Source organism: Proteus vulgaris (assembly GCF_016647575.1).
Classification (GTDB): domain Bacteria; phylum Pseudomonadota; class Gammaproteobacteria; order Enterobacterales; family Enterobacteriaceae; genus Proteus; species Proteus mirabilis_B.
The window spans coordinates 1580220-1606547 of record NZ_CP032663.1 but is presented as its reverse complement, the minus strand read 5'-3'; the positions used below and the strand labels follow the sequence as shown (position 1 = coordinate 1606547).

33 protein-coding genes and 2 pseudogenes are annotated in these 26328 nt (G+C 39.6%); 8 read left to right on the top strand and 27 right to left on the bottom strand.

The window, feature by feature from the left end:
- Positions 1-71: 71 nt before the first annotated feature.
- The 15 genes and pseudogenes from D7029_RS07385 to D7029_RS07315 form a co-directional block, all read right to left on the bottom strand.
- On the bottom strand, positions 72-2072 hold the full coding sequence (locus tag D7029_RS07385) for a ClpP-like prohead protease/major capsid protein fusion protein (RefSeq protein ID WP_228766745.1): 2001 nt from the start codon (positions 2070-2072) through the stop codon (positions 72-74).
- Entirely contained in the window at positions 2038-3528 is a 1491-nt protein-coding gene (locus D7029_RS07380) for a phage portal protein (RefSeq protein ID WP_156733921.1), read from the bottom strand. Before D7029_RS07380 ends, D7029_RS07385 begins: the two co-directional genes overlap by 35 nt.
- Positions 3525-3740: a hypothetical protein gene (locus D7029_RS07375; protein WP_004247869.1), complete on the bottom strand. Its 216-nt coding sequence runs from the start codon at positions 3738-3740 to the stop codon at positions 3525-3527. Before D7029_RS07375 ends, D7029_RS07380 begins: the two co-directional genes overlap by 4 nt.
- Positions 3737-5839, bottom strand: coding sequence for a phage terminase large subunit family protein (locus tag D7029_RS07370; RefSeq protein WP_194952277.1), 2103 nt, complete (start codon positions 5837-5839; stop codon positions 3737-3739). The genes D7029_RS07375 and D7029_RS07370 overlap by 4 nt, the downstream gene beginning before the upstream one ends.
- A complete protein-coding gene (locus D7029_RS07365) occupies positions 5836-6330 on the bottom strand; it encodes a DUF1441 family protein (RefSeq protein WP_194952276.1) in 495 nt (164 codons plus the stop codon). The genes D7029_RS07370 and D7029_RS07365 overlap by 4 nt, the downstream gene beginning before the upstream one ends.
- A 64-nt stretch (positions 6331-6394) precedes the next feature.
- Entirely contained in the window at positions 6395-6925 is a 531-nt protein-coding gene (locus D7029_RS07360; protein WP_194952275.1) for a Rha family transcriptional regulator, read from the bottom strand.
- 371 nt (positions 6926-7296) lie between these two features.
- On the bottom strand, positions 7297-7437 hold the full coding sequence (locus D7029_RS07355; RefSeq protein WP_194952274.1) for a hypothetical protein: 141 nt from the start codon (positions 7435-7437) through the stop codon (positions 7297-7299).
- An 11-nt stretch (positions 7438-7448) separates the two neighbouring features.
- Positions 7449-7814 (bottom strand): hypothetical protein, encoded by a 366-nt coding sequence (locus D7029_RS07350; protein WP_194952273.1) that lies wholly within the window; start codon positions 7812-7814, stop codon positions 7449-7451.
- A 433-nt stretch (positions 7815-8247) separates the two neighbouring features.
- A complete protein-coding gene (gene lysC, locus D7029_RS07345) occupies positions 8248-8502 on the bottom strand; it encodes a hypothetical protein (RefSeq protein ID WP_194952727.1) in 255 nt (84 codons plus the stop codon).
- Positions 8503-8541: 39 nt separating this feature from the next.
- Positions 8542-9065: pseudogene (locus tag D7029_RS07340) on the bottom strand (phage antirepressor N-terminal domain-containing protein).
- A 56-nt stretch (positions 9066-9121) separates the two neighbouring features.
- On the bottom strand, positions 9122-9514 hold the full coding sequence (locus D7029_RS07335) for a hypothetical protein (protein WP_194952272.1): 393 nt from the start codon (positions 9512-9514) through the stop codon (positions 9122-9124).
- A 316-nt stretch (positions 9515-9830) separates the two neighbouring features.
- Positions 9831-10289 carry an anti-virulence regulator CigR family protein gene (locus D7029_RS07330; RefSeq protein WP_194952271.1) on the bottom strand — a complete coding sequence of 153 codons (459 nt, stop codon included), beginning with the start codon at positions 10287-10289 and terminating at the stop codon, positions 9831-9833.
- A 137-nt stretch (positions 10290-10426) separates the two neighbouring features.
- On the bottom strand, positions 10427-10834 hold the full coding sequence (locus D7029_RS07325; RefSeq protein WP_416384069.1) for a lysis protein: 408 nt from the start codon (positions 10832-10834) through the stop codon (positions 10427-10429).
- A gap of 41 nt (positions 10835-10875) precedes the next feature.
- Positions 10876-11307 (bottom strand): structural protein, encoded by a 432-nt coding sequence (locus tag D7029_RS07320; protein WP_194952269.1) that lies wholly within the window; start codon positions 11305-11307, stop codon positions 10876-10878.
- A complete protein-coding gene (locus tag D7029_RS07315; protein WP_194952596.1) occupies positions 11300-11608 on the bottom strand; it encodes a phage holin, lambda family in 309 nt (102 codons plus the stop codon). Before D7029_RS07315 ends, D7029_RS07320 begins: the two co-directional genes overlap by 8 nt.
- A gap of 206 nt (positions 11609-11814) precedes the next feature.
- On the opposite strand from D7029_RS07315, the gene D7029_RS07310 reads away from it, so the two are divergent.
- Positions 11815-12441: a LysE family translocator gene (locus D7029_RS07310; RefSeq protein ID WP_194952268.1), complete on the top strand. Its 627-nt coding sequence runs from the start codon at positions 11815-11817 to the stop codon at positions 12439-12441.
- 185 nt (positions 12442-12626) lie between these two features.
- On the opposite strand, the gene D7029_RS07305 is transcribed toward D7029_RS07310, so the two are convergent.
- The 11 genes and pseudogenes from D7029_RS07305 to D7029_RS07255 form a co-directional block, all read right to left on the bottom strand.
- Positions 12627-13325, bottom strand: a complete 699-nt coding sequence (locus D7029_RS07305; protein WP_194952267.1) for a hypothetical protein — start codon at positions 13323-13325, stop codon at positions 12627-12629.
- Position 13326: 1 nt separating this feature from the next.
- Positions 13327-14085, bottom strand: coding sequence for a hypothetical protein (locus D7029_RS07300; protein WP_194952266.1), 759 nt, complete (start codon positions 14083-14085; stop codon positions 13327-13329).
- Between the two features lie 325 nt (positions 14086-14410).
- Complete coding sequence (locus D7029_RS07295) at positions 14411-15193, bottom strand: antitermination protein (RefSeq protein ID WP_194952265.1); 783 nt, start codon at positions 15191-15193, stop codon at positions 14411-14413.
- Positions 15194-15220: 27 nt separating this feature from the next.
- The gene (locus tag D7029_RS07290) at positions 15221-16246 is read right to left on the bottom strand and encodes a DUF968 domain-containing protein (protein ID WP_194952264.1); all 1026 of its coding nucleotides are present in this window, start codon (positions 16244-16246) and stop codon (positions 15221-15223) included.
- Positions 16243-16377 (bottom strand): annotated as a pseudogene (locus D7029_RS07285) (KilA-N domain-containing protein); the annotation flags it as partial. The pseudogene D7029_RS07285 and the gene D7029_RS07290, both read right to left, overlap by 4 nt.
- 84 nt (positions 16378-16461) lie before the next feature.
- Entirely contained in the window at positions 16462-16848 is a 387-nt protein-coding gene (locus D7029_RS07280; protein ID WP_194952263.1) for a RusA family crossover junction endodeoxyribonuclease, read from the bottom strand.
- Between the two features lie 72 nt (positions 16849-16920).
- A complete protein-coding gene (locus tag D7029_RS07275; RefSeq protein ID WP_194952262.1) occupies positions 16921-18012 on the bottom strand; it encodes a replication protein in 1092 nt (363 codons plus the stop codon).
- A gap of 12 nt (positions 18013-18024) precedes the next feature.
- The gene (locus tag D7029_RS07270; RefSeq protein WP_194952261.1) at positions 18025-18204 is read right to left on the bottom strand and encodes a DUF4222 domain-containing protein; all 180 of its coding nucleotides are present in this window, start codon (positions 18202-18204) and stop codon (positions 18025-18027) included.
- Positions 18194-18403, bottom strand: a complete 210-nt coding sequence (locus D7029_RS07265; RefSeq protein ID WP_098943307.1) for a hypothetical protein — start codon at positions 18401-18403, stop codon at positions 18194-18196. Before D7029_RS07265 ends, D7029_RS07270 begins: the two co-directional genes overlap by 11 nt.
- Before the next feature lie 88 nt (positions 18404-18491).
- Positions 18492-18950, bottom strand: a complete 459-nt coding sequence (locus D7029_RS07260) for a YmfL family putative regulatory protein (protein ID WP_099659595.1) — start codon at positions 18948-18950, stop codon at positions 18492-18494.
- A gap of 68 nt (positions 18951-19018) precedes the next feature.
- Complete coding sequence (locus D7029_RS07255; protein ID WP_109395844.1) at positions 19019-19231, bottom strand: YdaS family helix-turn-helix protein; 213 nt, start codon at positions 19229-19231, stop codon at positions 19019-19021.
- Between the two features lie 40 nt (positions 19232-19271).
- On the opposite strand from D7029_RS07255, the gene D7029_RS07250 reads away from it, so the two are divergent.
- The 4 genes from D7029_RS07250 (at position 19272) to D7029_RS07235 (ending at position 22529) form a co-directional block, all read left to right on the top strand.
- A complete protein-coding gene (locus D7029_RS07250) occupies positions 19272-19934 on the top strand; it encodes a helix-turn-helix domain-containing protein (protein WP_123822029.1) in 663 nt (220 codons plus the stop codon).
- 652 nt (positions 19935-20586) lie between these two features.
- On the top strand, positions 20587-21117 hold the full coding sequence (locus D7029_RS07245; protein ID WP_194952260.1) for an HD family hydrolase: 531 nt from the start codon (positions 20587-20589) through the stop codon (positions 21115-21117).
- Positions 21118-21178: 61 nt separating this feature from the next.
- On the top strand, positions 21179-21421 hold the full coding sequence (locus tag D7029_RS07240; RefSeq protein WP_036894694.1) for an excisionase: 243 nt from the start codon (positions 21179-21181) through the stop codon (positions 21419-21421).
- Positions 21402-22529 carry a site-specific integrase gene (locus D7029_RS07235; RefSeq protein WP_194952259.1) on the top strand — a complete coding sequence of 376 codons (1128 nt, stop codon included), beginning with the start codon at positions 21402-21404 and terminating at the stop codon, positions 22527-22529. Before D7029_RS07240 ends, D7029_RS07235 begins: the two co-directional genes overlap by 20 nt.
- Positions 22530-22649: 120 nt before the next feature.
- Here D7029_RS07235 and icd read toward each other — a convergent pair whose 3' ends face one another.
- A complete protein-coding gene (gene icd, locus D7029_RS07230) occupies positions 22650-23903 on the bottom strand; it encodes an NADP-dependent isocitrate dehydrogenase (protein WP_006537208.1) in 1254 nt (417 codons plus the stop codon).
- 138 nt (positions 23904-24041) lie between these two features.
- Here icd and rluE point away from each other — a divergent pair, with 138 nt between their 5' ends.
- The 3 genes from rluE to mnmA all read left to right on the top strand — a co-directional run bounded on the left by rluE (position 24042) and on the right by mnmA (position 26326).
- Positions 24042-24671 (top strand): 23S rRNA pseudouridine(2457) synthase RluE, encoded by a 630-nt coding sequence (rluE, locus tag D7029_RS07225; protein ID WP_194952258.1) that lies wholly within the window; start codon positions 24042-24044, stop codon positions 24669-24671.
- The gene (locus tag D7029_RS07220) at positions 24664-25113 is read left to right on the top strand and encodes an NUDIX hydrolase (protein ID WP_194952257.1); all 450 of its coding nucleotides are present in this window, start codon (positions 24664-24666) and stop codon (positions 25111-25113) included. Before rluE ends, D7029_RS07220 begins: the two co-directional genes overlap by 8 nt.
- Positions 25114-25222: 109 nt before the next feature.
- Positions 25223-26326, top strand: a complete 1104-nt coding sequence (gene mnmA, locus D7029_RS07215; protein WP_088493164.1) for a tRNA 2-thiouridine(34) synthase MnmA — start codon at positions 25223-25225, stop codon at positions 26324-26326.
- Positions 26327-26328 lie beyond the last annotated feature (2 nt).

Here is a 26328-nt window from a genome sequence, read left to right as displayed (position 1 = left end):
CCGAAGCACCGGATTTTAGATATAAAAAAAGCCCATCAGGGCATCAGGATAAAACGAAGAAAAAAGACGTCTTACTTACCAGTTACTTTCAGCAGACCGCGATAATCAACTGGCGCTACACCCGCATCAATACGCACTTTTGTGGTAACACCGTCTGAGGTAAAACCTTCAAGTTGGTCAATATACGGCACATCGATTCCGTTTAAGTACGCCACCTCAATGGTGTCGCTACCTTGACGTGAGGCCATATACCAATCTTTCTCGCTCGCATCATCTAAACGAGGTTCAGCAATAATTTCCGCTAAATCACGCACTGGGTTAATAATATTGGCATTAACATCAGCGCCTTTCACACTGCCTGATTTAACCACTTGGGTAGCTTGTGTTTCCAGTGTGGTCGGTACCAACATAAACGCGGGACGAATATTTAATGAACGTTCGCCTTCTTTTTGTTGACGCATAGCAGTACGACCTGCACTGATGGTTTCCACATCCATCCCGCCGGTGATCATGTTTTTATGATCGGCACTAAATAGTGCTTTTTTATCGCTCATTTTTTCATTGTCGATAAGCACCGCATACACCAAATCGCCGACTGTCGCTTTAGCTGCACGACCGAACTTCATGGGCACATCCGTCAGCATGTTCATATCATCATTGATAATGGCTTGACGAGTAATACTAAATAACTCACCGTAGGTCGCCAGCGCGATGGTTTCGCCTTTATCATCGAGCGTAACGTACTTATACTCAGCACCTTCACGCACTTGACGTAATGAAGGGAATGCCCCCAACCCAACACGATGTGCAGTTTTAAAGTCACTGAGCTGTCCTTTTTTCGTCCATTTTTCAAAGGTTTCTTCGTTTTCTTCCCAGCCGAGCAAAATCGCTTTATTCGCGACATCCAGCAGGATATTACCGAAATCAGAGGTGCTATGCGTAAAGGCCATACCAATCATTTGCATCGGATTATACGTAGCCACACCAACACCACGTTCTGTCAGTGATGCGCGCGCTAATTCACGCAATGTCATGCTATTAAAGGCGTTATCTTTTTCATAATCCTGATAACCCGCACGCGCCATCACAGAGGCACGCACACTGTCACCGACGATATTGCCGTTTCCTGCGTAAATATGCGCATTACCTTTATTTGATGGTTCAGGATTTTGTTGTTTTGCAACTGTGTTAAGTAATTGCTCACGCGCTTTCTCAACAGAACAACTCGCATCCGCTAAACAAGTGATCATCAAATCATTGTGACGACCACCGAACATGGCAAATAAATCTTTAATGCCATTTAAGCGCGTTTGCTCATCCGTATAGGTGGCGCTAGGCTGTGGCTCTGGTGCTGGTGCTGGTGCTGGGGCTGTAATAGGTTGTTGAATAGATGTGGTCGTGTTTTTAGGGGTAATTTGATTTTTAATTTCACTTGGCATAGATGAAAATTCCTCAATTCGTTTAGATGTAAGACTTGCCATTGCTTTTACTGGCTCAATCACTTTATCGGCGAAACCGTGTTCAACACACTCGTCACCATCAAGCCATGTTTCCTGCTCTAACATGGCGGTAATTTCTTCGGTTGTTTTCCCTGTTTTCGCCACATAAGCAGGGATTAATACGTTTTCTAACTTGTCGAGCAAGTCAGCATATTCGCGCATATCATTCGCATCCCCCCATGAAACGCCCCACGGTTTGTGGATCATCATCATGGCATTTTTCGGCATAATGACCGTATCACCCACCATCGCAATGACTGATGCCATTGAAGCCGCTAATCCATCGATATAAACCGTGATTGTTGCGGAATGGTTTTTAAGTTGGTTATAAATGGCGATACCATCAAACACCTCACCACCGGGAGAGTGAATATGCAGATTGATATGACTGAGATTACCCAGCGAGAGTAAATCTTCCGTAAAGCGTCTTGCGCTAATTCCCCACCCACCGATCTCATCATAAATATAGATATCTGCAGTTTGGTCTTCTTTAGCCTGCATGCGAAACCAGTTTTTTTGAGTTACTGGCCCCGACATTTTAGGCATCGTTATCAGGTTCTTGTTGTTTAGCATCTTGTGCCCCTTTGTCATTAGCAGGATCAGTATCAAATACCAGTCCTAATCGTTTATTTTCGTCAATTTCGGTTTTACGACGACGTTTCACATCCGCAGGGTTGCCCCCTTTAGCGCGTATCCAGTCACTTTCTGTTGACGCACCACCCCGTAATAAGGTTTTCCATGCCTCAGACTCTTTTTTCGGATCAATCCACGGCATCACAGGTCCACTGTAAACCGCATTAAACAGGGATTTAGGGTCAACATCAGGTGGCACGGCGACCACACCACTGGCTATCGCCATTTTTAACCAATTGCGATACATCGGACGGCTAATGCCCGCCACAAAGGTGTCTTGAAAAATGTTATAGCCTTCAAATGACTCCACCAGCTCTTGTCGTTGAGCGCTATATGTGCCGTTATAGTCACGGGCGATACTGGAATAACTGCCCCGACTACCCGCAGAAACCGCACGTAATTGCCCATTGCGAAAGGTTTGTAGATTAGGGTTGGGGCGGTCTGATTTGATCATGCCCACTTCTTCACCCGGCTTTAAACCGTCGTAAATCATGCCCGGCTGAATATCAATATTACGTTGCTCATCTTCGTCGTATTCACCTTCAGGGAAAGAGCCGGCATCCCCTTTTTTGATGTACATCCCCAATGAAGCTGCAATACGTGCGGAGGTCAATTCCGCATCTTCGTAATCTTTTAACGCACTTAAGCGCATTAAGATCCCCGAAAACAAACTGACACCCCGCGCTTGATGAAGCCGACGAGTGAACTTCAGGTGCAACATATTTTCAGCATCGATGGTTTTGATATCCCCCAAATTGGCACTGAATTGGGGGAGGTTTTTATATACCTGATACCCTGTGGGTCGCCCCCACTCATTGAACTTAATGCCTTGGATAATCTTACTTTCTGGCATATTCATGTGAATAGGCACAAAGTCAGGCTCTAAGGCTTCGAGCCAAAAATAGATATTGGCTTGAGGATCTAACCCCTTGGCTTTACCTTTGACGAGCTGAGCAAAGACTTCACCATCACGTAGCCACGTTCTCACCAATAAACGTTCTAATACAGGGCGACTAAATTGCCCTGTCACTTCGGGTAACACGGACCATTCCGCCCAGGCTTGACGAATTTGCGACGCTAAATCCTCATGGATTTGCCCTGCGCCATCTAAGGGCTGAGGCTCAACAATAATGCCCTTTGCCCCGACAATGCGTTCTTCCATCTTGTCGAGAATGCCGATAGAGATATCATGATTGTTATCTAGCCACCGCGCTTGCTCCCGTAATGATGCCCCACCGAATTGAGTTAGCTGGTTACCATTGCGATTTTCACGTTTAGCGGGATGAGTACGAGTGGGTAAAACGGCTTCATAAGCTTTAATTTGTAATCGAGAGCGGAGGCGTGAGGCTTGCCAGTTTGGGGCGAAATAACCAATGGCGCTGTCTAATAATGTCATCTAAACCTCGCTAATTTATACATTGGATTACCTCGTTTTCTCGATATCAACGCCGACAAACGAGATTCCCAACGCTCACGACCTTTTATGATCTCGTTGAGATTTTCCATTGTCATGGCTTGTCCATTAAAGGTGATGGATTTGCCTTTTAATACCGCCTCTTCCGCTAAACGGTATTGCTCAATCATGTGTTCAATTTCTTCTTTCGTCATATCCAGCCTCCGCTGTTTGATACCGGTGCCCATGCTGATACGGCAGGCGTTTCCTGTTTTTGGATTTCGGGTGAGGGTTTTATTTCAGGCTCTGTGGCGATATCGGCAATTGACGGGGATGAGGAAAGCATTACATCAGGCAATCTCGCCCATTTAGGCGGTTTTTCCCAATTAATATTCTCGTACCCTTTTAATATCACCAAGGCATGAGCGTAAACCATCAGGTCAAATGCCTCATTAGCACCTCGACCCGGCTTTTCCCAATGCCCTTTTTCATCACGCTCTTCATACGTCAACTCGTCATAGAACGATTCATCCAGCCAATCAGGGAAATGAATATAATTAGGTCCGACGGTATCGCGCGATAACGCAGAACTGATCCGGTCTTTGAGTTGATCCGTTTGCAGTAAATAAAGAGGCACATCCCCTTTCGCTTGGGCGCGCCGTTCAGAACGACTGGTGTTATCGGGGAATGATTTGGTGATTAGCTTACTGCGTTTATGCCCATCGCCCTTAAAGAGATAGACTTTACGGTGTAATCCCTCTTTTCGACAGCGACGCCAAAATTTATAAGCATTATCAGTAACGCCATCTTCACCACCAGAGTCCACGCCCAACATCATGATTTCCATTTCATGGTGAGGATAATGTTGCAATGGATAGGTTTTCTCTAATACATCGGTGATTAATACTTGCCAATCCTCAGGATAAGAGCCCGGATCAATTCGACGGCATTCACCGTTGTTGTCATAACGTAGGGATTGGGTGATTTCAAAGCGGTCAATCACCCAGCGTTCGCCTTTTTCACCGTAACCGACCACCTGAACCACAAAGCGTCGTTTTTTACCGCCCTGTACGTCAACTGTGGCAACCAAGAATCGCACGCCATCTGGCACAACTGACTCTTCCCAGTTTTCTACACGATTTATAAGTTCATCACTCCGGCGCTGTTCTTGTGCTGTGCGCGGTAAATAAGGTAAACCCCAGTCTGTATTGGTGACCGCTTTTAAGGTTTCTTCACTGCCGGTTAATTCGTATTCTTGTTCTGCAGTCAGTAATTTATAAACTAACTGAGACAACGTTTGATAAGCAGCAGCAGGTCCTTCCATCCAAAAAGAGGCAATACGCGAACGACGCCCTGTGCCTGAGATCTTCCCTTGCTTATCAATGAACTGCCCTTCAATCAACCACACCCCTTTATTATTGAGTTCCCGTTTTTGATGGGGTTCGATGCGACCTAAGCAGTGCTGACATTCCACATACGCAGATTCACTCGCTTCTACGGGATCTGGATTGTCACGATACCCCTTTACCGCATCATAAATAGGCTGAAAATATTCGTGGCAGTGAGGACATTGCCAGTACCAGCGACGGCGATCCCCCCGATTATAGAGCGATAGAATGCCCGTTGTGGGCGGAGCTTCATGAGGCGATAAGCGACTCCATTTAGTATCTGTGATATCACGCCCCGGAGAACTTTCCACCAGCGTCATACCCGCTGACATAAAAGTGGTTGTCCGTTTTGAGGCTAAAGAAAAGCCATCTCCTTCACCGTCGATGTCTTCTGGAAAACGGTCATAATCGGTGAGTGCCACACACTTAAAATCAGATGAGGACATCACATTAATCGATGGCCACCCCATTTTTAAAAAACTGCCCGATAAAAAGTATTTATCAAACACGTTATTATCGTTACGACGAGGGCTGAGTTGTTTGCTGACTTCAGGACTGCAACGAAAGGTGCGAGAAAGCCGTTTTTTACTGTGCTCTTGTGCTTTGTCTTGCGTCATTTGCACCAGCAACATATCAGAAGGGTCGCACACAATATTGTAAATCACCCACCCATCAATTAACCCGACCGTCTTTCCTGTTCTCGCAGGTCCGACAAATATCACTGCATCATAAAGCCGTGACGATAAACAATTCATAGGTTCAACAATGTAAGGAGATACTGCTGGGTCCCAAGGAACAGAGTTACCCGCTCCCACAGGTACGCGCATATATTTTGCCACAGCATCCGCAACTGGCATTCGCCTCGGTGCTTTAATGAGTTGTGTCACATTTTTTCTTAATGTGGTTGCTGACACTGTTGCTGTCATAACTCATCCTCATCGCTCTCTTCACCATCCGATTGATCACTTAAGACTTGATGTGCTATCTGGTCGCGAAGATCATCAATAATACCTTGAACACGAGATACGGCTGTCGGTGTTAATGCACAATCACGTTCTAATATGTCAGGTAACGTTTCCAACACTTGTACCATCGCTTTAGCCAGTGCTGAATATTCTCGTGCAACGTCTGAGGCAGGCAATAACTCTCCCACTTCTTGTTCAAACTTCAAACGCTCCCGCTCAGACTGATACCACGCTTTCCGATCTTGAGGTAACATTTTCTGATTATCGACAGGGGCTGGCGCCTTCATCATTTCAGATAAAATATCAGTGAGTGCGTAGAGTTTTAGATTTGAGCTATTGCCTGCAACAGGCTCTAAATGATTAAGACGAGCGGAAGCAGTTTGCCGATGGACACCAGAAAGTGCAGCTATCTGGCTGATATTGAGTTTTAGGTGTTTGAGTTCTTTGTCCATATTTCATTTGTTTTATTCCACTCCTGATCATAACGAATTCAATAATAAAAAAGGCCACTATGGCCTATTCATCTACAAATAATAATTTGGGTTGTGTGAGTGAAAGTATTTGCTCATATTCCAATTGCAATGCTTTCTTTTCTTTCTTACGTTTATTCATTAACTGGCTACCAAGGCGACCTTTTAACTCCGACTTAGCAGATTTTAATGCGTGCCGATGCTGAGCCTCTTCACCTAAACCTTTCCAGCGATTGATTTGATCTACCATCCAATTAAATGCTTGGATAAATTTTATTTTAATAAGCATTGCTGATTTACCCGTAAAACTCATTACCAATAGCATATATCCGTCTTTGGATAACTTATACATTGGCTGAATATCACCATTTTTATCAATGTAATCAGTGGGCTCAAAATTGAGCCCAGCAAATTCACTAGGGCAATCACTGATTGTTTGCTTTATTTTCTTCAACACATTCTTATGACGCTTACCAAAATACTCAGCAATCTTTTTACTCGTTGTGAACACTTTACCGTCAGATGCCATAACCATTTTTTGAAAATTAAATTCAGGAATAACGACTACATTACTCATGGTGTAAATCCTTATAGAAAAGCGAACCTGTTCACCAGAAATAACCGCCCCATAGAAACACCATTAACGGGATTTCTCAGGTTCGACTTTCTGTAAGGTTCTATGGGTTATTTTGCGCGGTGAATGCGCAGTGAAATGAGATGTAAAACAATAAAAATGAGAGTTAAAGCTTTGAGATAGTGGTGAACAAAAAACAAGCAAATTCATCACTGTTATTTTTTTAATATATATTTATCAAATAATTATACTGGTGGTGACGACCGATAAAAATTGAAAAATGCGCCGTTTCCCGCGTGCGCGTCGCCCCGTGGAGAGGGTACCCCACCGGGAGTACCTTTTGAATTATATATAATAAAATCAATTTATTATGATTAAGGTTTCTTTGGTGGCGGGATAGGATTCTTAATCTCATCCTTTGGCTGATACCCGTTAGGATTTAAATACTTATCCTGTAATTGTTCATCTAATTGCTTTCTGAATTGATTGGGGTTCTTAAAACCTTGACTAGCCATAGTTATTTCCTTTACTTCTGACTGCACCACGTTTTGTTAGTGAATTCCATTGCCATATCTGCAAATACTTTATTCTGAGTTTCCATTACTCTTTTTAACTCAGTGATAGCAATATCTTGTCGATCAGCTCGCATACGTAAATCTGCTAGCTGAGCATTGATGTCATGCTCTGACTTATTACTGATAGCCACATCTTTTAGTTCTGCGGAATTAACAAAGGTATCTTTGATAAATAACTTACCAGCAAACTGTGGTGTTGATTTAGGCTTCACACCTACATCTTGCATCAGTTGCTTAATGCGGATTAGTTGCTCTTCTAACTTATCTAAGTCTGATGTATCTACTGAGACTTTTAATTGAATAGTGTTATCTGACATATCTATCTCCAATAAAAAAGCCACCAGCGATTAACTGATGGCTATCTATATAAACTCTATCAACATCACTCTAAGAATGACGTTTGTAGAATTGAGTGGATTCATTGTTTTTGATTCTCACTATGCGCTCACTGTGAGGTAATGCAGGTCATAGCTAACATAGGAGACAGCGACAATGCGACGCATTAATAATGCATGGAAATCGATTTGATTTATTTCAATAATAGATGGGTTGGATTTGTAAGTTTATGTACAGGTAATTATACTTAAATTTCCATCAACCCAGTGTTGATATCTAATACATTCTATGTGTTCTACTTTGCGCTCCTATTGGGGCGCTTTTTATTCCTGGTAATAACTGTATACTTACTAAGTATTTATTTTTTGCTTCATTTTAACCGCCCTATGTAGCCCAAACTCATAGGGTATTTTTTTATCTATTCTCTTCAATTTCCCGTATTGCTTTCTTGTCTGAGTTACATTGCTCAATAACCGATAACAGGGAGATGTTTAACATTAACGATTCTCCCCATGTCATTTGCTCGGGTATGTATGGCAATAGACAATCAGCGGTATTGGTTGCCGTGTTGTAATCTTTGCTTAATTTGTCGTAGTCATCTATTACCCACCATAACCAGAATGTAAGAATTAAAAAACCGCCAGCCGATAGTTCCGTTAATATGCTCATGAGGTTTTCATCTCCTTGAAATTAAGGGCACCTCTCTTGTTATTTTGATTTAGTGGTTTTGCCTTTTCCTATTTCAACAAGAATAAGTTCTAACATTAGTTCACCTGCTTGATTAGCAAGATCCTTAATTTTACGCCCATGTTGAGATTTGACGTCTTTCCAGGCATTCAATCCCTTGCCAAACTTACTGGCGATGCTTCATCTCTTTTAAAATCAGCACAAGCCTCATTAAGTTGTTCCATCACGCTTAATTTTCGGGGGTTAACAACCTGCCCTTCTGTCCAGTATCGATGAAGGACATCATCACACTCCTCTTGAAACTGAATTGCTTTATCGCGAATTTCAGGTTTGACCTTGTTGGGGTAAATAGTCAGCATCCAAGCTGAAAGTTTTCTAAGTTGTAGGCAAATCATAGATTGGTCGCCACCTTTTGTAGGTATGGTGATTTCCACCATACCTTTGGAAAACCTTTGCTTAATCTTACTGAATTGATTTTTCCAGTTTAACCCCATCCCTTCAACAATAGGTTTCATGGGTACATACGGCTCATTGATTGCATCCATTAAAAAGCCCCGCTATTGCGAGGCTGTATTTATTTAAATAGGTAGAGTTTTATAAACTAAAATTCATTAGCGTATGGAAATTCAATACCTTGAACCATTTTAATCAAATCATCTTCCTCATCAACCCTGTGAGCGTTCAGTGGTGCTGCGACGCTATCGTCTGTTGACCAATCATCTCGTGTAGAATTAATAACAGGAATAAAATTATACAAAAACAATTTATTTTCCAAACAAAAAACCACGAAATAATTGTCTCGACCTAAAATAGGATCTTGCTGCCAGTGACCAGTAGGGCCAACAGGTTTTGGAAATGAACGTCGAATAACAGAAATAAGTAAAGCACCTTGATAATACTCTCCAAGCGGAGTACGCACCATCCCCTTAATTTGGTCTGAAGTTAATTCAATATATTCTTGTGCATACTTTCCATCATCTTTAATAACTAACATATTCACTACTCCTTTAGTTTTTACAATGAAGCCATCTAGCTCCACATTTTTGTACCCTTAAACATCCGAGAATGCTGTTTAAATATACAGTATTTATTGTTTATTAATCTAAGAATCATCCCAATAGCAAGTAATCTCCTTCATATTTCTTTTCTAAAAAACTTACGTTGATTATTAACAGATTGGCTTACTGGATATTGGTAATCTATTGTTTTCACACATACTAGTGAAAGCCCTGTGGGAGCCCAAACTCACAGGGTTATTTTTATAGATTAAAACCCTGCAATGATACCGAATATATTTAACTCACTATGTTTTAATCAAAAACATTATTAATAATTGAAGTGACTATCGCTGTACTTAATGCGATCAATACCAAATCATTTCCAACAATGCGCCATTCGTAACCAGGATAGTAAGGTAATTGGCTAAGCATTTTTTCAGGAACCATTTTCTTCGCAATACCAGGAGGCAATGGCTTTCCTCTTACTAAATTTTTAGCAATACCTGGAGGGAGTGATGAATATCCAGTAAATCCACCATTCAACGCAATTGCTCTAGCCTCATTATAAGATAGAGAAATTGAGAAAGAGGTTTCATTATCAAAGTGATTATTTTGTGATTTATTATGCCATTTGTTTGGTTTCTCACCTTGATATCCTTTATTGTGACCTCTTCCATGCCCATTATCTGGATCAGCATAAGAAGAAACAGATATCATCGACAAACCTATAATCACCAACAATAAGTTACTTATTCTAGAAAAAATACCCATGTCTATGACCTCAGCAATTAATTTTTCACAGAATATCCTTCGAGTTACACAACTACTATAAGTAATACTCCTAGAAAAAATAACTGACAGGTGTCATTGTTGCTAACTTAGTTGCGAATACATAACTAAGTCTTTTTTTATTTCAAACACTCCGCTCTAATGTAATCTTGTAATCCTAATATCACTTGCTCTGACTGTGCAATTCGCTCTCTGAGTAACCAATAATTTCTGATAGCGGTGTCAGTAGGTCGGGCGGCGGTTGCATTAGCCATGCCGGAGGTGGAAGTGGCTGAGACTTTGGGGCATTCGGCTTTGATGTACACCCGCTCAGGATTACGCTCACTAGTATCACGCAACTGATCAATTTCAGCTTTTGCATTGTTAAGTTCCGTAGTGTGTTTTATATCGAGTTCGTTTAATTTATCAATGCGAGATTGATATTTATTGTTGATTTCTACTTGTTGTGAGAGTTGTTCGGTGAGTGATTTATTTTCTTTACTAAGCTCAATAACTTCTTTCATCGATAGCATTGAGAAGAGCAACATTGCACCCCAAAAAATTAATGGAACCCAAGGTTTTAATTTACTCATAACAACAACCAAGCATCTTCAAATACTTTCTGTGAATACGGCTGATAACCCAACTCAACGCCTACGATTGCTTTTGCTAAAGAGATAGCAACCTGTTTTGATTGAGTGTCTATCTTGTCATTAACACCAACACCAATCTCTTTTGATGCACGACTAATGTAACCAGAGGTATTATTTTCAACTGGCGGTGCGTACTTATTAATAATTGTTGATACTGAGTTCAAACCATATTTACGTTGATATGTTTGAGTTAGTTTATAAATTGCTCTGATGCCATACTCAGGAGACTCAAAGACACAGAATCGAGGGTTAGGCACTCCAGTTTCAATACCGACCAAACCTTTCCATTTATTACGTGGGTTATAGTCAATGTTGCCTGGATTATTATTTCGTTCCCCGCGAGCCGGTTCACGATTAGATTTAGTCATTTCTCAGCCCTGCCTTGCCTTTAATAATCTTGCTTACTGTATCAACGCCGATATATCCAATAAACACACTGGCCACATAAGCAAACTCATGATTAATATTAAATAAGATCAGAATGTCTTTTACGAACCACGCGAATACAGCACACATGATCCCGTCAATGGAGGTTTTCTTCCATCCTCCGCCGTTATATAAACCTCGGAGAATAGCCATACCTCCAGCCAAAGAAGCTGATATACCTTGCTCTCTAACCGAATAGAGACAATTAAGTATCTGCTCCCATAAGTCTGGATTTTCTTTCATTTTCATGGCTCACCCCCTCGGCGGAGGTTATTAGTTAATAGGTAGCCAACCGCAATTTCATTGCAGTAATTAAACTATGTGATTTGATGATTTGCGGTGGCTATATACGAAAAAAGACCGCCTAAGCGATCTTCTGAATGATTCTTTTTCAGCTTATATGTATGATTAACTTGCAAACGCACATTAAAAAATACAAATGGAATTATATGGAACTTTCAACACTACTTCTTTTCATCCCAGCCTGCTTTGCTTTAAATCTCGCGCCGGGACCAAACAACCTACTTTCAATTAATAATGCAGCATACTATGGCTTCACTCATTCATGTGCTGGAGGTCTCGGTAGGTTGCTCGCATTTGTGATTATGATTGTTCTGGCTTCGTTTGGGCTAGCTGTAGTATTACAAACATCAGAAGTCATTTTCAGCACAATTAAATTTGCTGGAGTTGCTTACCTTCTGTGGCTAGCATACCAATTATGGAAATCCCCAACCTCTGAATTCAGTATCACCGAATCCAAAAGGGATACATCCATATTTAAATTAGCAAAACAGGAGTTTTTTGTGGCAGCAGGAAACCCAAAAGCAATCCTAATATTCACAGCCTTTCTTCCTCAGTTTATTAACCCTCAAATTGAGGCTGGTCAACAGTTTTTAGTGCTTGGTTCACTATTTTTGCTTCTTGAATTCATAGCGATCATGTTGTACGCCTTGTTGGGTTTGCACATGAAAAAATTACTCAATAAACCAAAGGCTAAGACTATCTTTAATCGAACTTGTTCTGGCCTTTTGGCAGGTGCTGGAGTAATGCTTTTACTTTCCCCGAAAAACAATTAAACAAGACGCCTTAATAACTAATATGTGACCTGTAATGATTATTTACAGGTTGCAGATAACAAAAAACCCCACCGAAGCGAGGTCTTGATAAAATTTAGTGTGGTAAGTAATAAATCGCCCACTATTTAAAGATGATAAGGCAGTACCGGACAAAATGCAAGAATACCTATCAATAACTTACTTTTCTAACCCCGTACAGAATCATAAAAAGTAATACTTAAAGGGGATTCAAAGTCTAATGATGAGGCTGTAACTACTGTTATCAGCTTCATCATATTAGCTAAAGGGCGCATCTTATAAAGTTTAAGTTCAGAGCTATTACCTTCTTGTTTAAAGTAATTTTCCCCTTTTTTATTTTTTGAATCTGAAACTTCAATCTTGCTTACTCTAAAGCTACCTTGAGGATTTTTATCTGAATGGTTAGAAAAACTAAAATTTGCTTCAAATTCAAGATTGAAATGTGTGTAATTTTCTCCTGAACCAAACGCCAAACCAACATATGATGATTTAATCATGTGTTCATTATCTAAAGTATATGAAAAATGCACAGTAATAGTACTTTGGCTAGAAGGAAGAACTAGAATACTGTCAAGACTGTGGCTACATGGGCTATTTACAGAAGAAATTATAATTGGTGAATCAGTGTAGTTATTCAGCCTAATATCCAGTGGAGTGGTTCTGACTTTTTTTAATTCGGCACGCCTCTTTTTCCCTTTCAATACTTGCGAGGTAATAGACACTCCAATACCAGTCAGAATCGAAACAAAATCCAAACCTGGTAGTCCACGACTGTTTGAGTCTTGTGTTCTTAGATAATTTACATGATGTTTGACAAGTTCTTCATTTTTATTATAGCCAGTATATTCGTCAAATGCTCTATCCATATCAGTTCTCTCCATTAATAAAGAAAATATTTAAGCTGGAGTCATTATTCTGTTGTGCCTCAGCCTTTGATACAAAACCAGGAAGTATGCCGACACCTATGCTAAAAAGGCGACTAAATCTCTCGATCTTCTTTATTTCTGCCATTTCTAACTGGATAGGTTCTTTTTCACTCTTATTAAATTCTCCTTCAAGTGTTTCCTCAGGATGCTCATGATTATTCTCATTGTGTACTACAGTGTAAATTTTCTTTGGTATTATGGCATGCCCATTACCATATGAAATTGAAATAAGGGTTAATTTATAGTAATTAGGGTGATCGTCATCATCAAAAACAATTAGTGGTAACTCAAATTTTTCATTATCTTTCAGGCTCACTCTTATGGATAAATCAATTGTGCCCGATTCACCTTGACTTAGAGGGAAAAATGTATTTTTAGGCTTTATATTTTTAGCATTATCCGGAAGGATGATATTCTGAATATAAACATTATAATTAGATAAATTACAGATATTGACAGAAAGAGTACTCTCTTCCTCTTCAGGGTTTTTTCCCATATGTTTATAACCAAAACCTACAGCATTTGCCACAGATGTAAATAAACCTAAAACAGAATTAGCATTATCTAATTTATCTGAATTTGATAAAGGCTTACCTCTATTTTCCTCTTGATTACTGAAAAGTTCGATTACTCTCCTTTGAGCCACACTAGAGGAATAAAATAACAGCTCGGAACTTGAACTATTAGTGCGAATTTCCATATTTTTACCACCTAATATATTAATTTCATTTATTTGTTAAAATAAATTAACAGTAATTTAACTTATATATTGAAGTTAGCAGAAACCTAAATCATGTCAAGAAAGTAATCTAGATATCAAATATAAAATTAGATTTAATAAATATTAAAAACAATAACATAAATAAAACATCACCTTATTTACTTTTCCTTTGAGTTATTGCTTAATCTAAAAAATTATTCTATCAACTACATATCATCTACTGACAAATCGTATTAATTAAAAGAAAAACAAATGAATACTAAAAAACAAAACAAAACAAAACAAAACAAAAAAAACATTATTATTATTTAACCAATTCAATAAATATCTGCTCAGCACGATTTTCTTCGATAAAACATTTATTAACTAAACTTTCATAAAACGGTTTCCAATTTCTGCGCCATGTTCTCTCATTTAATTCTGGAAGTAGCTTGCTAATAGCCTGATATGCGACTGAAGAAGGCATCCTTTTATAACCTCTGCCAGAACAACGAGGGCAATCTTTAAATACAGGTACACCGCCTTGTAATTCCGTTTGCTCTTCATCTAAAACCTTTCCGCGTCCTTTACAGCGACAACGATAGCTTAGTTTTCCTTTTCCATTGCAGATTTGGCACAACTCACCAACAAGCTCATTTTTTACTTTAGGTTCAACAATAACATCACCATTAAGATTGATAATGCCTGCATGCTTAATAACATTTTTACAATTGTAAACTATACCTTTACCTTTGCATGCTTGGCATTCACAAACCGAACCTGCTGAACGAGAATAATCTTCAAACGCCATCTTTGATAAAATAACCAAACAGTAACCTAGTTTATTACCTGCTGATTTAGCCACCAGCTTTGGTGTTCCCCTTAATGCATATTGTGTTAACTGCTCTACGGTGCTGAACTTATCCTCTTCGCTCACGTCATTCTTAGCAAAAAACGCAGACATGCCAAATTTAGCACGATGTTCCGTCATGCCAAGTGCTCCTGCGGTATCCATCCCCTTCATTCTGTTGGGATCTGTACAGTTTGACGTATCGGTGATCATCGGTGACTTTGGATAAAATTGTTTTAATGCTGACTCTAGTTTCATGCTAATACTCCTCGTGCCGTACACACGTTAAATAAATGCACCGATACCTAATGAACGGTTTAAAAAATGAAATAACAACTCGATTTGATTGCCGTGAATGGTTTCCCATTGCTTGGGATCACGATGCAACTCGTCATGATGAATGCGACATAATGGAATAGTGAATAGGTCATGAGCCTTAGTGCCTATGCCTCCCATGCCATGACCGATGATATGATGTGGATCATCAGCTTGTTGTCCGCAAACACAACATGGCTGTGTTTTTACCCATTGAAGCCATTGGGTATTTTCCCAACGTTGCATTTTAGGTTTAAGAAGAAATGACGCTGGTGGCTCCGGTTCGACAGCAACTTTAATAACTGGTTTTATCGCATCTAAACGCTCATTCATTGCTGATAATGCGGTTACGTTACTTGGGATAATGTCAGATTCAGGAAAACCACCGTGAACTCTGCGTTCTTCTTTTTTATCTGACCAATCTAAAATACGACGTAATATCGCTTCTGGTAATTCATCAACCAGGTTATGCATTACTGCAAATGAGAAAAAATCAGGTATCGTTAGCTGGTGGCCACTATCTAATCTCAACCGAAAACGAATAGTGTCTAACATCCAATTAATACGGTTTTTATGGGCCAATTCAGCAACCCCCCCGGCTGATGAATTGCGGATATGATTATCATGATGCCAACAGGTGCGGATCACACCCGCCTCATGAAATGTAGTTACTAACTCGTGATGATGGTAATTATCTTCATCGTTATCAATCTGACAGCATTGAATATGACGAATAACCCACGTATCCATCGGTGATACTTTATCGATGGTGTGGATCACTTTTTTGTTATTGAGAAATTGAACAATGTGCTTATTGTTTAAAATTGGCTGTTCATCACCTGTTAATGCACCTGAGGGCAACACATCTAAGCTTTTTGGCACATCACTGATGATCACACGGTGGTGCTTCTTAAATTGCTCGAGTAATTCAGCGCCTGGTTTAAGTAATACAACACCCAGTTCAGGTTGAATGTAGGGAGTTAATAATAATTTCATGCACTCACCTGTTTATTCAGCATCACCATGCGGATCAGCTCATCCGTTTTACTCTCAAAGAAATGCGGTTGGGTTTCGCGAGGATTATTAGGACTGGTCATGTTCTTCCCAAACGGACAGTCTCTAGCAGTAGCAATAGACGCTCCTGTGATCTCAGGAGCGGTCGAAATTTCATCAATAACAATTAATCCATTCATGTTATTTCTCTCCACGTTTTACTCGTGACCGTACATCACGCTTTTACTATGCTGACGAATGGTTATTTCAAACTTCCCGCCTTTAATAACGTCCATCCATTCAACATCCATTTTTTTAATCTGCTTATCATCCCCCCATACACCCGCATGAGTAAGCGCATCAAAAGGTGCCTTTAAGAAATTATCAATATCTCTGGCTTGTTTAGTTGGTGGATATAATTTCACTGAAACAAACACATCACTCTCAATAGCCTTAGGTCTACGCTTTAATTGTTCATAGATTGCTGCAATCGCATTTGCTCTAAAGACTCGCCCTTTTGCACTGACTAAGGTTCCTCTTTGGGTATTTCTCCAATAAGTATTTACGCTAGGTGGAAATGGCAACGTGAGCATGAGTTCAGGCATAAGCCCCCCATAAGCCAATTAGCAATGTCACCACAAACCAAAACCCAACGAACAAAATGTATTTAGTTAGCATTACTGAGCCTCCTGTGACATTTCGGTCGCTTGTTTCCAAATGCTGTTCCATGCTTGACGACCAGAAAACTCACTCATACGACGAATGCCTGTCTTACCCGCTAATTCAAGTGCGATCTCTTCAATACGGTTTTGAGGTTTAGAACGAGAACCAATCAAGCGTGAGAATGCGCTGTCACGTTCAACGGTATCAACTTGAACTTTTGGCTCATCCTTTGGTTTTTGACTACGAACGATCAGCTCATCAAAGTGTTTACGTAACTTACGAGAACTTAAAATGTTTTGGTGCCAGAATGAATCTTTGTTGGCCCAATCGAACAAGGCACAAATTTGCTCATGAGTACGTCCATCGATTTGACGCATCAAACGAATATCGTTCGCCCAGTCATACCAAGTAGGCTCTAGCGCAGATGGATTCAGTTTTTTAACACGACCAAACATCCATTTCGCCGTTTTCAAATCACCTTCATCACCCCATTTTTGGAAGTTAGCGCTGTAAATCACAGCTTCGGGATAACGAGTTAAAAAATCATTTTTCGGCTGGTCGCTGGATTCGCCAGAATTCTGCGACGAATGATCTGTTTCTGTTGTATTCTCTGAAGTAATCTCTGTTGTATTCTCTGTAAGAACAGGCCATTTTGACCCGTTCAGAACAGCGCATTTTGAACTGCTTGAAGGTTTCAATTTGCGCTTATCGATAAGGTCATTTTGAACTGTTCGATTAGATGAGTTATCGCTATTCGATTGGGTCATATTGACCTCATCGGTCAGTAAGTGGTGATCGTAATTAATCGCATAATAATTAGTACGGTCATGGTTCGATTTATTGATTTGCTCGATGCGTAAAACGCCCTGCTTTTTTAAATTAGTAAAAGCACGTTTAATCGTTGATTCAGAGAAAAAAGGAAATTGATTCTTCCACTCTTCGACTGTGTTATAAATCCAGCGTGAGCCGTCATATTCAACACCTGAAGTAGTTTCAGTTAGCCAATATTGAATTTGCTGTAACAGCATCGCCTCATTTAAACCAAGGCGTACCGCTAATTCAGGAATAACGACTAAAGGGCGACTTTTTAGTAATAATAAACTCATCTTGCCACCTCATTACTTAATACGTGTGTACTTCTCTTTAAATCGTTGCAAGGGTTCACATTGCGGATCGTCACAACCATCCAGCATAAAAATAACGCACTGTTTTTCTCTGTCATAACGAACAACATGAACAACGATACCTCTGTAATTTTTGTAGTAGCGGTCAAGTTGGTTTGGGTTCTCATTGCTCATTGCCCCGCTCTCCACTTGAAAAATAAAAATCAGCCCATGCCTTTTTAAGAGACTGTCTATCTACCAAATATGCAGGTTTCTTGTAGTTGTCTGGTTGTTCGTCAGAGGCTATGATTTCTACATAGCGAAATGACTGACTACCCGAGACAGGTAAACAACGGAATTGCTTTTTAGGTATTAAATGCGCTAATCTACTCATGCTAATTTCTCTTCACACAATTGAAATTTGCAAACCGAAGCCAGAGGCCGTACACCTTTGGCTTCACCCTTTCTGGATATAGCCATCTTTAATTTCTCTTTTGATGTAACGAAACAAACGCATTCATAAATGTGCGGATCTGCGAAATTAATCCATCCAACATCATTTTTATTTTCTGTTCTTCTTCGTTATCAATAACGCCATCAGCCAAGCTATCTTTCATAAATAACGCTAAACGCCCCTGCATTTCGTCAACACCACTACGTAGTACAAACAATTCCGTTTCATCCAGTTCAGCCGGACTAATTCTGTCAACGAGTAAACGATTTGATTCACGAGCGACAAATTCAGCAAATAAAACGGTCTTAGAAATATCTTGCATCGCTAATAACTCATTTAAATCAAATGAGCGACAACCGTTTTTCTCATAAAGCTTGTTGTTGAATGATGTTAAAGACAGACCAAGTGCTCCAGCCATTGCCTCACGCCCACCAGCTGTTGCCTCACACATTTCTTTCACTACCTGTTTTATTGATTGGTTACTCATTTCCTACCACCATTAATAAATTCTTGTAGTTAACTGCTTTAAACGGTTTTGTTATTTTGTGGTTATAGCTATTGAGCTAGTAACTCACCTAATTCAGGAGAAATGTCTTGTGCACGAACTTGGTGACTTGTCGCTTTTACAATTTTCACGACATATTTAGAATCCATTCCACCACCATGAAGCCAACGCCATACTGTTGGCTGAGACACTCCACATAAAGCAGCTAGCTTTTGTTGACTTCCAACAATGCTTATCGCTTTTTCAATAGCCTTGTTTTTCATAAATAACCTCAAACGTATAAAAGATGGATAAATAATAGCAATGAGTATTAAAACATTCAATAGCGATTGCAATTTGATTTTCAATACTCAAACTTATAAATTCCGAGACATGAAAACGACAATTGCAGAACGCTTGAAATTAGCGATGAAAACAAGAGGAAATATGACGCAAGCTGCTTTAGCAGAAGCGTCTGGTGTTGCACAACCAACGATTTGGAGATTGGTTAATGGCAATGCGAAAGGTTCTTCTAAATTAGTGGATATTGCTAATGCATTAGCTGTCAATATTGACTGGCTGGCTAATGGTGTGGGTGATATGGAATCCCCAAACTCGACACCTCAGTTTAGGGCTGATAGATCGCTAGAAATACCGGTATGGGATGAGAATGGTTATACAGGAGATGCAATCTTATCACCTGTAGGAAAACCTCTAAAAACATATAAAGCTTATATACTTAAGAAAAATAGTGGGTGTTCAGAAGCCCCTGCTGGCAGTATTGCTATAGTTGATACTCATCTGCAACCAGGCACTGATGATCTAGTTATCGCTCAAATTGGTAACTCTTTTTCTGTTTATAAATTCCTTGAAGGTGGTACTCAAGGTTTCCTTGCTGTTGATGATTCACGAGTCCCTTTAATTGATATTTCATCTAGTGTTTTACTTGGGGTTGTTGTTTTTCTTGTTCGCGATTTTAGAAGATAGTCCTCACATTTTGCTCTACTAATGACTATCTTCCTATACGAACCTACTCCTACCCTTTCTAAAATTTCCACCATTCCATGATCCTTTAAGATACCATCACCACTGTTTATATATACAGTGGTGAACTATAATGCAAATATTCTTTATCGAAATCAAGCGATATTACCTCAATCAAAAAATAATACCTTAGAGTATTTTTTATTTTTTTATACTTACATTCCATTTAAAATCAATGCAATAAGTAAATACATAACCAACAGGATAAAATAGCATTTGCTATTATCAATACTCATTGCTATATTTTGAACATATAGCAAACTGAGTTTTAATTTCGAGTTTTGGTGAACGTAAATGATTTTTATGTGTGAAGAGAACGTGTGAAGAGAAACAATGGCTGGCTGAGTCTTAAACCATTAACGGTGGTGTGGTGATAATATTCTGCTCAGTCAGCCATTTTATTAAATCTAACAATAAGCAAGGGTACTGGCATTCATCCATGACAGTCCATATCAGCTATCTACTGTAGCTAGTGCCCTTTCTTATTGTGTGAAGTATAAATCCATTTTTATTTTTTATTAGCAACACCAGGGAAATGTAATCTCGATTAATTCGAGAGGAATTCTTATTACCTAAAAATTGTGTGGAGAGAATAATGTCTTATATTGCAACAGCAACAAATAAACATTTCTATTATCTCGATGTACGGATCGAAGATATAGATATTCAAGATATTGCCAGTGGCCTTGCTAATGAATGTCGTTTTAATGGTCAGATTGATAATTTCTATTCTGTGGCTCAGCACTCGGTATATGTCAGCTATTTAGTTGCACCTGAATATGCTTTAGAAGCCCTACTTCATGATGCCAGCGAAGCTTATGTCAAAGACCTACCATCACAACTTAAAAAGCTATTGCCTGAATATAAATTAATTGAATTACGTGTAGAAAAGATGATCCGCAAAAAGTTTGGGCTACCTGAATCTAAATCTGATGCAGTTCATTTTGCTGACTTAATGATGTTGGCCACAGAAAAGCGTGATTTAGAAATTGATGCCGGTAGTAACTGGTTAATGCTTGAAGGTATTCCAGCAAGTGATTTTGTTGTTAACCCACTAACACCACCACAAGCAAAAGCCCTTTTCTTACGTCGCTTTAATGAACTTTATAAAGAGAAAAAGGGCTAATAACCGCCAGTATCAACTAATATCTATTTAAACTGTGTACGGACAGTGTGGAGAGAAAAATATGCAAATGTTGACTTTAGAGGAGTGGGCGCAAGAAAGATATAAAAGTCGTCCACCAAAGTTAGGAACGCTACAACGATATGCTCGTGGTGGCCTGTTCTATCCACCAGCAAGGAAAGAAGGTGGCATTTGGCGCGTGAGAGAAGATGCCGACCTTGTCGGTAATTTGACATCACCGGTTATCAATAACAACGATAACCCTATTTTACAAAGGATCCTCAAAGATGGCTGCCAGACCTCGTAAAAATAACGTCAATATCCCTAATCTTTACCCATTATTTAGTCGTAAAGCTAACAAGGTTTATTGGCGTTACCGCCATCCTGTAACAGGTAAATATCATGCCCTCGGTGATAATGAAGCCGAGGCGAAAGCAATAGCCATTGAAGCTAACACAAGGTTAGCGGAACAACGTAGCCGACAAGTTATGGCTATTGGTGATCGGGTGGCAAAAATAAAAGGTAAGGAAATCACGGTTAATACTTGGTTAGATAAATACTGGGTTATTCAAGAAGAGCGTTTAAAAGAAGGCGATATAAAGCCAAATACTTATAAACAAAAAAGGAAGCCGGTAGATTTAATGAGGCAAGCCTTATCCATGAAACCATTACCCGCTGTTGATGCCAGAGATATTGCTGAAATTCTGGATGAATATAAATCTAATGGCCAACACAGAATGGCACAAGTGATTCGCTCTGTTTTAATTGATGTATTTAAAGAAGCACAACATGCAGGTGAAGTTCCTCCCGGTTATAACCCTGCCCTCGCTACTAAACAGCCAAAACGAAAAGTAACTCGCCAACGCCTTAATTTTGATGAATGGAAAAAGATATTTGAGATTGCTGATAAACAACATCGTTATGTGGGAAATGCCATGTTGCTTGCGTTAATTACTGGGCAACGATTAGGTGATATTTCCGCAATGAAGTTTAGTGATATTTGGGATGATCATTTGCATATTACTCAAGAGAAAACGGGTACTAAATTAGCTATTCCATTATCACTACGTTCTGAACAATTAAATATGTCATTACGTGATGTTGTTGCCCGTTGTCGTGATCGCGTGATTAGCCCTTATCTTATTCATTATTTTCATACCACTTCACAATCTAAACGTGGTGATCAAGTTACTGCAAATACGCTAACGACTAACTTTAAAAAAGCGAGAAATAAAACGAATATTGATTGGGGAGAAGGAACACCTGCAACATTTCATGAACAGCGTTCTTTATCTGAAAGGTTATATAGAGCACAAGGTATAAATACTAAAGATTTGCTGGGTCATAAGAACCAAATTCAAACAGATAAATACCATGATGATCGAGGGAAAGATTGGATAAAAATCGTGATTTAATTGCTCAAATTTCAGGTGGTTTTGATAATTCGTTTTGATAACTTTTTGATAACCGTTTCAAAATTGACAATAAAAAACGGGAACTAATAAGCTCCCGTTAACTATTTATCAAATCAACAATTACATATGTTTGATAATCGCGTCACCAAACTCGCTACATTTCAGCAGTTTAGCACCTTCTAACTGACGTTCGAAATCATAAGTTACAGTCTTAGCGGCAATTGCGCCTTCCATACCTTTAATGATTAAATCAGCGGCTTCTGTCCAGCCCATGTGGCGTAACATCATCTCTGCGGAAAGAATAATAGAGCCTGGGTTAACTTTGTCCTGACCTGCATATTTTGGTGCTGTACCGTGTGTTGCTTCAAATAAAGCGCACTCATCACCAATATTTGCACCCGGTGCAATACCGATACCACCAACTTGAGCTGCTAATGCATCAGAAATATAGTCACCATTTAGGTTCATACATGCGATTACATCATACTCTGCTGGGCGTAACAGGATTTGTTGTAAGAATGCATCTGCGATAACGTCTTTAACGATGATCTCTTTACCTGATTTTGGATTCTTGATTTTCACCCAAGGACCGCCATCTAATAATTCACCACCGAATTCTTCGCGTGCTAACTCATAACCCCAGTCTTTAAAGGCACCTTCGGTAAATTTCATAATATTACCTTTGTGTACCAATGTAACTGAATCACGATCGTTATCGATAGCGTATTCAATTGCCGCACGAACTAAACGCTTAGTTCCTTCTTCTGAGCAAGGTTTGATACCAATACCGCAATCTTGTGGGAAGCGAATTTTGGTTACACCCATTTCATTTTGCAGGAATTTAATGACTTTATCTGCTTCTGCTGAACCCGCTTTCCATTCAATACCTGCATAGATATCTTCTGAGTTTTCACGGAAGATAACCATATCTGTTAGTTCAGGTTGTTTGACTGGGCTTGGAGTACCTTTGTAATAACGTACTGGGCGTAGGCAAATATAGAGGTCTAGTTGTTGACGTAACGCAACGTTTAATGAACGGATACCACCGCCAACTGGGGTAGTAAGAGGACCTTTAATAGAAACACGATATTCACGGATAAGATCTAAGGTTTCTTCTGGTAGCCAAACATCTTTACCATAAACCTGCGTTGATTTTTCGCCGGTGTAGACTTCCATCCACTCAATCTTACGTTCTTTACCGTAAGCTTTCTCAACTGCTGCATCAACAACTTTTAACATTGCTGGCGTGACATCGATACCGATACCGTCCCCTTCGATATAAGGGATAACCGGATTATTTGGAACAACAAGCTTACCTTTAGCATCTAGTGTAATTTTAGCGCCATTAGCCGGAACAACTACTTTGCTTTCCATTTACCTCTCCTTTCATGTAAGCGCACGCTTTGTTAATTTTTTGTAAGAGACCTGTCAATACTACTTGATTATTCAGCTAACGCCAATCGCTTCTCTTTTAAGGTATAATCAATCTCCCATTTTTTACAAAAATTAACTATGGCAAATCAAATTAAAAATAGCGCTAAATCGAGAAAACACCACACTCCATCAGCACAAAGAAAACCAGTGCGCCCAAGAGGTGAGCGTAAAGTCGTTATCTTCAACAAGCCCTTCGATGTTCTTGTGCAATTTACGGATGAGAATGGCAGAAAAACACTAAAAGATTTTATTCCTATCCGTGATATTTATGCAGCAGGACGTTTAGATAGAGATAGTGAAGGACTTTTAGTCTTAACAAATGATGGGAAGCTACAAGCAAAATTAACACAACCGGGTAAAAAAACAGGAAAAATCTACTATGCTCAGGTTGAAGGCGTTCCAAACACTGTCTCATTACAACAATTTAGAGATGGATTAGAGCTTAAAGATGGCAAAACTTTACCAGCACAAGTCGAAATAGTTGAACAGCCAGAATGGCTATGGGAGAGAAACCCTCCAATTAGAGAACGTCAAACTATCCCGACAACTTGGTTAAAAATAACGTTATTTGAAGGTAAAAACCGTCAAGTGAGACGAATGACCGCCCATATCGGTTATCCAACATTGCGTTTGATCCGCTTTAGTATGGGAAATATTACATTGGATAACTTATTACCCGGTGAATGGAAGGAGATTGATTTTGTTTAAACCTCATGTGACTGTCGCGTGTATCGTTCATGCAAAAAATAAATTTCTTGTTGTTGAAGAAACGGTCAATGGAAAAGCAACATGGAATCAACCTGCTGGGCACCTAGAAGCCAATGAAACACTGATTCAGGCTGTTCAGCGTGAATTATGGGAAGAAACAGGGTTAACACTTCCTGTTCAACACTTTCTTAAATTACATCAATGGATTGCGCCGGATAAAACCCCTTTCCTACGTTTTCTTTTTCTTATTGAGTCGCAAGAGCAATTTGAAACACAGCCCCAAGATAGCGATATTAATTGTTGTCACTGGGTTAGTGCTGATGAAATTATTCATAGCCAGCAACTACGCTCACCACTGGTGAGGGAAAGCCTGTTATGTTATCAACAAGGTGAACGCTATCCCCTCTCTATCTTGAGTAGCTTTGGAACCCCCTTTAACTAAATAATAGAAAAGGAAAAAACAAAGCATCAAAAACAGAGTAAGACTTGATGCACCTGTGTCAGTGATATGGTAAAGTATGGCGCTTATTTTTCCGCAGTGAGATCCAGTCATGTCAGATAACAGCCAAAAAAAAGTCATCGTAGGAATGTCCGGTGGCGTAGATTCATCCGTCTCAGCCTATCTTCTTAAGGAACAGGGATATCAGGTCGTTGGTCTGTTTATGAAGAACTGGGAAGAAGACGACGATACAGAATATTGCTCAGCCTCTACCGATCTTGCCGATGCGCAAGCGGTGTGCGATAAACTTGGTATTGAGCTTTATACCATCAATTTTGCTGCTGAATATTGGGATAATGTTTTTGAACACTTTTTATCCGAATATAAAGCTGGTCGCACCCCAAACCCAGATATTCTGTGCAATAAAGAAATAAAATTTAAAGCATTTTTAGAATATGCAGCTGAAGATTTAGGTGCTGATTACATTGCAACAGGTCACTACGTTCGTCGTCGTGATATTGATGGTAAAAGTCAATTACTTCGCGGTGTTGATAATAACAAAGACCAAAGCTATTTCTTATACACATTAAGTCATGAGCAAATTGCACAAAGCCTTTTCCCTGTTGGCGAAATGGAAAAACCTGAAGTCAGAAAAATTGCTGAAAAGCTTGATTTAGCAACAGCAAAGAAAAAAGATTCAACAGGTATTTGTTTTATCGGTGAACGTAAATTTACCGATTTCTTATCGCGCTATTTGCCTGCAAAACCCGGCGCTATCGTGACTGTTGATGGTGAAACTATTGGTGAACACCAAGGTTTGATGTATCACACATTAGGTCAGCGTAAAGGTTTAGGTATTGGTGGTACTAAAGATGGCGGAGAAGATCCTTGGTATGTAGTTGATAAAGATGTTGAAAACAACATTCTTGTTGTCGCTCAAGGTCATGAACATCCAAGATTAATGTCTGTTGGTCTAATTGCTCAGCAGTTACACTGGGTATCAAGAGAACCTATAACTGAAGCTTTCCGCTGTACTGTTAAAACACGATATCGCCAACCTGATATTGCGTGTACAGTAACACCTCTAGGTGAAGATAAAATTGAAGTCCGCTTTGATTATCCTGTTGCTGCTGTAACCCCGGGGCAATCAGCCGTCTTTTATCAAGACGAAGTCTGTTTAGGTGGCGGGATCATTGAAACACGTATTCAGGAGTAGAT